General features: G+C 54.2%; 3 protein-coding genes and 1 pseudogene. 3 read left to right on the top strand and 1 reads right to left on the bottom strand.

All coding sequences use genetic code 11. The annotated features are described in order from the left end of the window. The first annotated feature begins 143 nt into the window (after positions 1-143). The 3 genes from Tam1G_RS11090 (at position 144) to Tam1G_RS11100 (ending at position 7,352) form a co-directional block, all read left to right on the top strand. A complete protein-coding gene (locus Tam1G_RS11090; RefSeq protein WP_101626567.1) occupies positions 144-5,201 on the top strand; it encodes a type ISP restriction/modification enzyme in 5,058 nt (1,685 codons plus the stop codon). Between the two features lie 81 nt (positions 5,202-5,282). Continuing rightward, positions 5,283-5,534, top strand: a complete 252-nt coding sequence (locus Tam1G_RS11095; RefSeq protein ID WP_101626568.1) for an AbrB/MazE/SpoVT family DNA-binding domain-containing protein — start codon at positions 5,283-5,285, stop codon at positions 5,532-5,534. A gap of 480 nt (positions 5,535-6,014) precedes the next feature. Further along, positions 6,015-7,352, top strand: a complete 1,338-nt coding sequence (locus Tam1G_RS11100) for an ATP-binding protein (protein WP_101626569.1) — start codon at positions 6,015-6,017, stop codon at positions 7,350-7,352. A gap of 111 nt (positions 7,353-7,463) precedes the next feature. Here Tam1G_RS11100 and Tam1G_RS11105 read toward each other — a convergent pair. Beyond that, positions 7,464-7,699: pseudogene (locus Tam1G_RS11105) on the bottom strand (integrase catalytic domain-containing protein); the annotation flags it as partial.

A 7,699-nucleotide genomic window follows, 5' to 3' on the forward strand; every position in this document is an offset into this window, starting at 1 on the left:
GAACCGCAATGTTTCACGTGAAACAATTGTATTTAAGTAGATGAAGCGTCCGCGGAAAAGCAGTCGGCATGTGCGGTAGGGATTTCCTGTAATGCGCCGGTATCCTTGAAGCCAGTACCGATAGCCGATGAGGGAGCCTCAACATGAGTATTGACGAGATTTTCGCAAAAATCGTGACTGAATCGGTCGATAAGCGCGAACAGGGGACTCGTTTCGAGCGTGCCGTTGAGTTCTTCCTTGAACATGATCCCGCATGGCTGGAGCGCATCAAGCAGGTGTGGATGTGGGATGAAGCGCCTACCAATGACGGCAAGATGGATACTGGCATCGATTTGGTTGCCGAGGATGTGGATGGCTCGCTGTGGGCGATTCAGGCCAAGTGCTATTCCAAGCCTAAGCTTGCGGCCGGTGATGTCTCCACATTCTTCATGAATGCGCTGGCGGATAAGCGCTATCAGCATTACATGATTGCCGACACAGTAGCCGGCTACACGTCCGTACTTGAGAACTTCATGCTTTCGCATCCGGATATGGATTTGGTGCGCCTTGATATGGATACCATGCGCGAATCGAATTTGGATTGGCAGGCGTTCTCCAACGGTTCCGCGAGCAATACCAATGCCGGTCGCGTAACGTACAGCCCGCGTCCTCATCAGCGCGAAGCCATTGAAGCGGTAACAACCGAACTCAAGGATCACGACCGCTGCTCGCTGGTTATGGCCTGCGGTACTGGTAAAACCTTGACCTCCTTGAGACTCACGGAATCGATGGTAGGGGAGGGCGGAACCGTGCTGTTCCTGGCTCCTTCCATCAGCTTGGTGTCGCAGTCGATGCGTGACTGGGTGAATCAGACTCGTGCCCGCCGTATCAACGTGTACGTGGTCTGCTCGGATGGCAAGGCCAGCAAGCTGAGCAAGTCGGAGCAGGAATCCTATGGGCAGCTCACGGATATTCCGTTCCCGGCCACTACGAATGCGGAGACCATCGCCAACCGTTTCCAGCCGCATAAGGATGCGTTGAACGTGGTGTTTTCCACGTACCAGTCGATTCAGGTGATTCATGATGCTCAGCAGCTTGGGCTGCCGGACTTCGACTTGACGATCTGTGATGAGGCACACCGCACCACGGGTGTGATGGACGGGGAAGCCGCTTTCCAGAAAATCCATGACGCCGATTTCATTCACTCCACGAAGCGTCTGTATATGACGGCCACGCCGCGCATCTTCGGCGAGGGCGCGAAGAATAAGGCCAAAGAGGGTGCGATCGAGATAGCGAGTATGGATGATGAACAGGTCTATGGTCGTATCGCCTACCGGCTGAGCTTCGGCAAGGCCGTGGCGCTTGGCTTGCTCACCGACTACAAGATCGTGGTGATGCAGGTGGCCGAAAGCATGATGGGCTCGGCCATGCAAAAACAATACAGTGCCAAGGATTCCGAGATCCCGCTGGATGATGCCGCCAAATTCGTGGGCTGTTGGAAAGCGTTGTTTGATCGTCGGCATGCGAAGGGTGTGGAGGAGCTGGTCAATCGCGGTCGTCATGCCGCCGAAGTCGGCCCGGATGATGCCAAGCGCGTGCTGCATCATGCCATCGCGTTCGCCGCGTCGATTAAGGATTCGAAGGCGTTGAGCGCCCAGTTCCGTACGGTGATCGATGATTACACGCGCAATCTGGAGGATACGGATGCAAACAAGGCGGTGATCGCCGCGAACCATGAGGTTCACGTGGAGATCGATCATGTGGATGGCGGCATGGATGCGGCCACCCGTCGTGGCAAGCTCGATTGGCTGGCCGCCAAGACCGCGGACAATGAGTGCCATATTCTCTCCAATGCCCGCTGTCTGGCTGAGGGTATTGATGTGCCGGATTTGGATGCGGTGATCTACTTGAACGCCCGCCGCAGCCGCGTGGATATCATTCAGTCGGTTGGCCGTGTGATGCGCAAGGCTCCCGGCAAGGAATACGGGTACATCATTATCCCGGTGGTGATTCCGTTGGGTGCGGACCCGGATGCGATTCTCTCCTCGGGCGCCTATGAAACGGTATGGCAGGTGGTGCGCGCGCTCAGGAGCCATGATGAACGCTTGGATGCGATCATCAACGCGGCCGCCTTGGGTGATGAGGATTCCTTGCGCAGGATTATCGAGGTGGAAGTGCTCGATGAATCCAAGCTGCGCAAGCGGAGCAGCCGTCGCGATAAAACCACGGGTAATGTGGCGAGCATCGGCGGCGAAGGCGTGTATGGCAATGATGGCGCTGACGATACCGGTGATGACGCTGACGGGAAACCTGCCGGTAAGAATTTCCAGCCGGAGCTTGATTTCGAGCTGGGGGAGATGGCGAAGGCCATCAACGCGCAGATTGTGCGTAAGTGCGGTACGAAGATCTACTGGGGTGAATGGACCGATGATATCGCAGCCATCACTCGCCGTCGCGCGGAGGCGATCTATCAGCTGGTCGACCAGCCTGGTGCGGCGCGTGAATCGTTCCTTGAGTTCGTGGATGGTCTCAAAGACAGCCTCAACCCCGGCTATTCGGAGACGGATGCGATTGCGGTATTGGCACAGCATGAGGTGACCAAGCCGATCTTCCAGACCCTGTTCACCAACAAGGAGGTCATCGAGCACAATCCGATCGTGCGGGGTCTCGACCGCACGATGAACGCCCTGTATGCGGCCGGATTGCCCGAGGTGACCAGCAACCCGACGCTGCGTGATTTGTACTCGTCGGTGAGATTGTCTGCGAGCCAGTTGGAGACGGATGTCGCCAAGCAGAATCTCATCAAGGAGATCTACAACGAGTTCTTCACCAAGGCGTTCAAAGACACCGCCGACTCGCTGGGTATCGTCTACACGCCCGTCGAAGTCGTGGACGCGCAGTTGCATATGGTGCAGCGCGCCCTGCAACGCGAGTTCGGCCAATCGTTAGGTTCCCGCGGCGTACATGTGCTCGACGGCTTCGCGGGCACTGGTACGTATATCTGTCGCCTTATCGAGGATGAGAGCCTGATCGATACGGCTGACCTGCCGTACAAGTACGCGCACGATTTGCATTCCAATGAGATAGTCCCGTTGGCCGCCACCATCATGGACATCAACATCGAACAGTCATACCACAAGCGTGTTGGGGGCGACTACATGCCATTCCCGGGCGCCCTGCTCACGGACACGTTCCAAATGCATGAAGATGGTGACACCCTCGATGACACCATCTTCACTGAGAATACCGAACGCATCAAGCAGCAAAAGGCACTGCCCATCAAGGTGATTATCGGTAACCCGCCGTACCGTGCCGGCGATGTGGGCCATACCGGAACCGATACCCAGAAATATCCAACATTGGATAAACGCATAGAGGAAACCTATGTGGCGAACTCCGATGCGAATAATAACAACTCGTTGTACGACCATTACATCCGTGCATTCCGCTGGGCCTCCGACCGTATTGGAGAGTCCGGTATCGTTTGCTTCGTCTCCAACGGAGGATGGGTCAAGGGCGGTTCAGGTGCGGGCATACGTCGATGCTTCACTGAAGAGTTCAATGCTATTTATGTATACAATCTGCGCGGCAATGCACGAGGTTCCGGCGAAGAACGCCGAAAAGAAAAAGACAATGTTTTTGGGTCAGGAACTCGAACGACTATTGCCATTACTATGCTGGTCAAAAATCCCACCTCCAAAGAGCATGGTGCTATCCACTATAGGGATATAGGCGATTATCTAGATCGTCAGCAGAAGCTCAATATTCTTAAGGAAGTGGTAGAGAGTACTCCGAAATGGAGTGAGCTTCAGCCAGACAAACACGGCGATTGGCTCGACCATCGCGACGACAGCTATGCCACATTCATTCCCACTGGAGTGCAAGATGGCTCAAAGAAACTGCCAACAGGATTGTTCGCTATTTGGTCTAGAGGCTTAGCAACATGTCGTGATACTTGGGCGTGGAACATGTCGTTGCCTGAATTGCAGTCCAATATGAGTCGTTTACTCGATGACACCAATCATGCCATTGAACAGCATCATGTAGATGGAACACCTCTGGAGCAAGACACCACTCGATTCAGCTGGACAAGGCGTTTGCAGGATTATGCCGACAAAGGCACCAAGATTCCATACGATCCTGACCATTGCATACTCGGTGTCTACCGTCCATTCTGCAAACAATGGGTCTACTTCGATTCTTTTATGAACGAAAGGACCTACCAGCAGCCACGCATTTTCCCGATCGCCGGAGGCGATCGGCCGAAAGGACCTACCAGCAGCCACGTTTCTACCCAAGGCTGTGAACCGGAAAATGCGCCGAACGAAATGACCTACCAGCAGAGTTTCCCTCGATGCTTAAAAAACATGGTCATTATCTCTTCGGTCACCAATAAGCGAAACTACACCTGTTTTATCAGTGATATTCTTCCTGACCTGCATGTTGACCCAGATGCAACACAGTGTTTCCCGCTGTACCGATATGAGAAGGTCGAACCGTCAGACGACGGCGGATTGTTCTCCGAAGCGGATATGCAGGGTGCGGATGAGCATGGCTATATTCGCCATGATGCCATCACTGATACGGGTCTCAAGGTGTTCCGTGAGGCGTATCCGAATCTGAAGATCACGAAGGAAGACATTTTCTACTACGTGTACGGCGTGCTGCACAGCCCGGAATACCGCAAGCGCTTCGCCAACAACCTGAAGAAGGAGCTGCCACGCATCCCGCTCGCAAAGGACTTCACGGCGTTCATGAAGGCCGGCCGAGCCCTTGCACATCTGCATCTCGATTACGAATCCATCGACCCGTGGCCGGTCATGGAAGTTGGCGACAGCGCGAACCCGGGTCGTACTGAGAAGATGACCTACCCGAAGAAGATCAAGAATGCCGAAACCGGCAAGAAAGTGCCGGACCTTACCGTGTTGAAAGTGGCGGAAAACCTCACGATTGAGGGTATTCCGCTGCGCGCCTACGAGTACGTGGTCAACGGTAAGTCCGCTATCGGCTGGCTGATCGACCGCTACAAGGTCACCACCGACAAGAAGAGCGGCATCACCAATGATCCGAACGATTACAGCGATAATCCACGCTACATTGTGGACCTGGCCGAACGCGTCATCCGTGTCAGCATGGAAACCCTCGACATCGTCGAAGGCCTCCCCGCCCTAGAAGAACTCCCACACCCCGCCAACTGGCCCGCCGAATGGAACAACAGCTGATCACCTTGCACCTTGTTCGTGGACTCGCGAGCGTGAGGAAATACGTGAGGTACATACTGTGTCAATACGAAAGAGGTGATCATGAGTACTACAACATTGGTCAAATGGGGTAATGGACAAGGCGTGCGCCTATCCAAGGAGACGATGGAACGCGCCGGTCTGCGGGTGGGCGACTCATTGGAGGTCAATGCTGAGAACGGCATGATTACACTCATACCCGCGAAGAGAAGATATGTTGACATTCCTGATTACCGGCAGTTGTTCAAAGGGTATAACGGTCCTACGCCGGTGGAGGACGGATTTGCTTCTCCCGTTGGGCAGGAGACCATCTGATGATGGGAACCATTCCGGCGGAAGATGGAGGGCAAGATTCACGGGTGGGCGGAGATTGTACAAGCCAAGTGCCTAGACCTGAACGCGCGATACGCACGCAAGATAACAACTGTGGACGATGATGTCATGGAGCGCATTACGGAAATGCTTCTGGATGGACTCATCATGTGTCTTTCAATGCGCGTTGAGCGGTATGGATGAATTCCCGCAAACGCACAACGGCATACGCGGCATGAACCTTATCGATTGGCTGCTTGCCAAGGATTGAACGATAATGTAACAGTCATAGAGCTGTATGCCGACCGTTCGTCATGATTTTTGCATGAAAAGGCAGTTTATTCGTCCAGACTTTTGCCCGAACTGGGTGAAAGTTCGTCATGATTTTTGCATCGGCGATGCGCGGCAAGGCTATACTCGCCTTAGTAGTACGTCTGCATAAGCGTATTTGCCGAAGCTCATGTGCCGGACGATGGAGGTCTTATGAAGCGCAATATCATGACCACGCTGGAAGCATGGCGGCAGTCTCGGCATCGTCGTCCGCTGGTGCTATGCGGTGCCAGGCAGGTGGGGAAAACCTATGTGCTGAAAGAGTTGGGACGTACGCAATACGATTCTTGCGCATACCTCAACCTTATGGATGAGCACACGCACGCGGTGTTTGAGTCCGGGTATAACGCGAAGCAAGTACTAGAGAATATTGGGGTGCTTACCGGCACCAGAATCGTACCCGGCCATACGTTAGTCATCATTGATGAAATACAGGAGGTTCCGGCAGCACTTACCCTGATGAAGGCGTTTGCCGAAGACACTCCCGAGCAGCACATCGCAGCAGCTGGTTCGTATCTAGGACTGTCGTACCATGCGGGTCATTCATTCCCGGTTGGGAAAATCGACTCCATAGACATGTATCCATTGACGTTCATGGAGTTTCTTGAAGCGGCTGGCCAGGGAGAATTAGCCGAGATAGTGCATGCGCTGGATTTCAACAGAGCGGAGCTGTTTGCCGATAAGCTTGAGCGTCTACTGCGGCAATACTATTTCGTTGGCGGCATGCCTCAGGCAGTCAGCGAATTTCTTGATGGTGACAACGACTATCTAGCGGCCCGTCGTGTGCAACAGGCATTGTTGTCGGACTATGACAAGGATTTCTCCAAACATAAGGGTGATGTTCCTGAGATTGATGTGGAGCGTGTGCGTCTCGCATATCGTTCCATCCCCTCGCAGCTAGGGCGCGAGAATCATAAATTCGTCTTCGGGCATATCACATCTGGTGCGCGACGAACCCAGTATGAAACTGCAATACAATTCATCGTCGATTCGGGATTAGCTCATCGCGTATACCGCATCAATAAGCCGCAACTGCCATTGCGTGATTATGAGGATCTTTCGGCTTTTAAGCTGTACCTGCATGACATCGGGTTGCTCGGGGCCGCCATGAACGTATCCGCTCGCGATGTCTTATTGTCCAATAAGGTGTTCGAGGAATACAAGGGTGCAATGACCGAGCAGTATGTGTGCCAACAGCTTACGGCAACCGGCCACGCTCCGTATTATTGGACGGCAACCCGTGGAACCGCGGAAGTGGATTTCATCCTGCAATATAACGGGCAGCCGGCTCCATTGGAAGTCAAGGCTGAGGAGAACGTTCACGCAAAAAGCCTGCGTCTGTTGTGCGCAGACACAGGCTTGCATGGATATCGCTCATCGATGAAAGGATATCGTGAGCAGGATTGGCTCACCAATGTGCCGTTATGGGCAGTTGGTGAGTATTTCGCGGCATGGAACGATCCGGCAAACCAGATTCCCGAAGGATTCTGAGAGTCATTTGACATAAAGAATCAGTTATATCTACTTTTACCGGCGAGGTGCCTCATTTGAAAATGAGCGCGTAATCCGGAGTGGTGCCTCACCTGTGGTGAGCGTGAAATCCTAGTCCGCGTCGGCTTGTGGGGTTTCGTCGTCTTCCGGTTCGACGCCCGCGATCCGGGCGAGCGTCTTGTTCAAGTATGCCATGTCCGGGCCCATGCGTCTGGCCAGCCGCGCGGTGCGCGGTGCCGCCAGTGCTTCGAGCCGGTCCTGGATGTCGTGGATGCGGCGGACGAGCTCGGCCGGGTTCACGGTCGCGAGCGTGTGTTCGATCTCCTCTCGCTTGTCGTCGGGTATGA

Source organism: Bifidobacterium imperatoris (assembly GCF_002860405.1).
Classification (GTDB): domain Bacteria; phylum Actinomycetota; class Actinomycetes; order Actinomycetales; family Bifidobacteriaceae; genus Bifidobacterium; species Bifidobacterium imperatoris.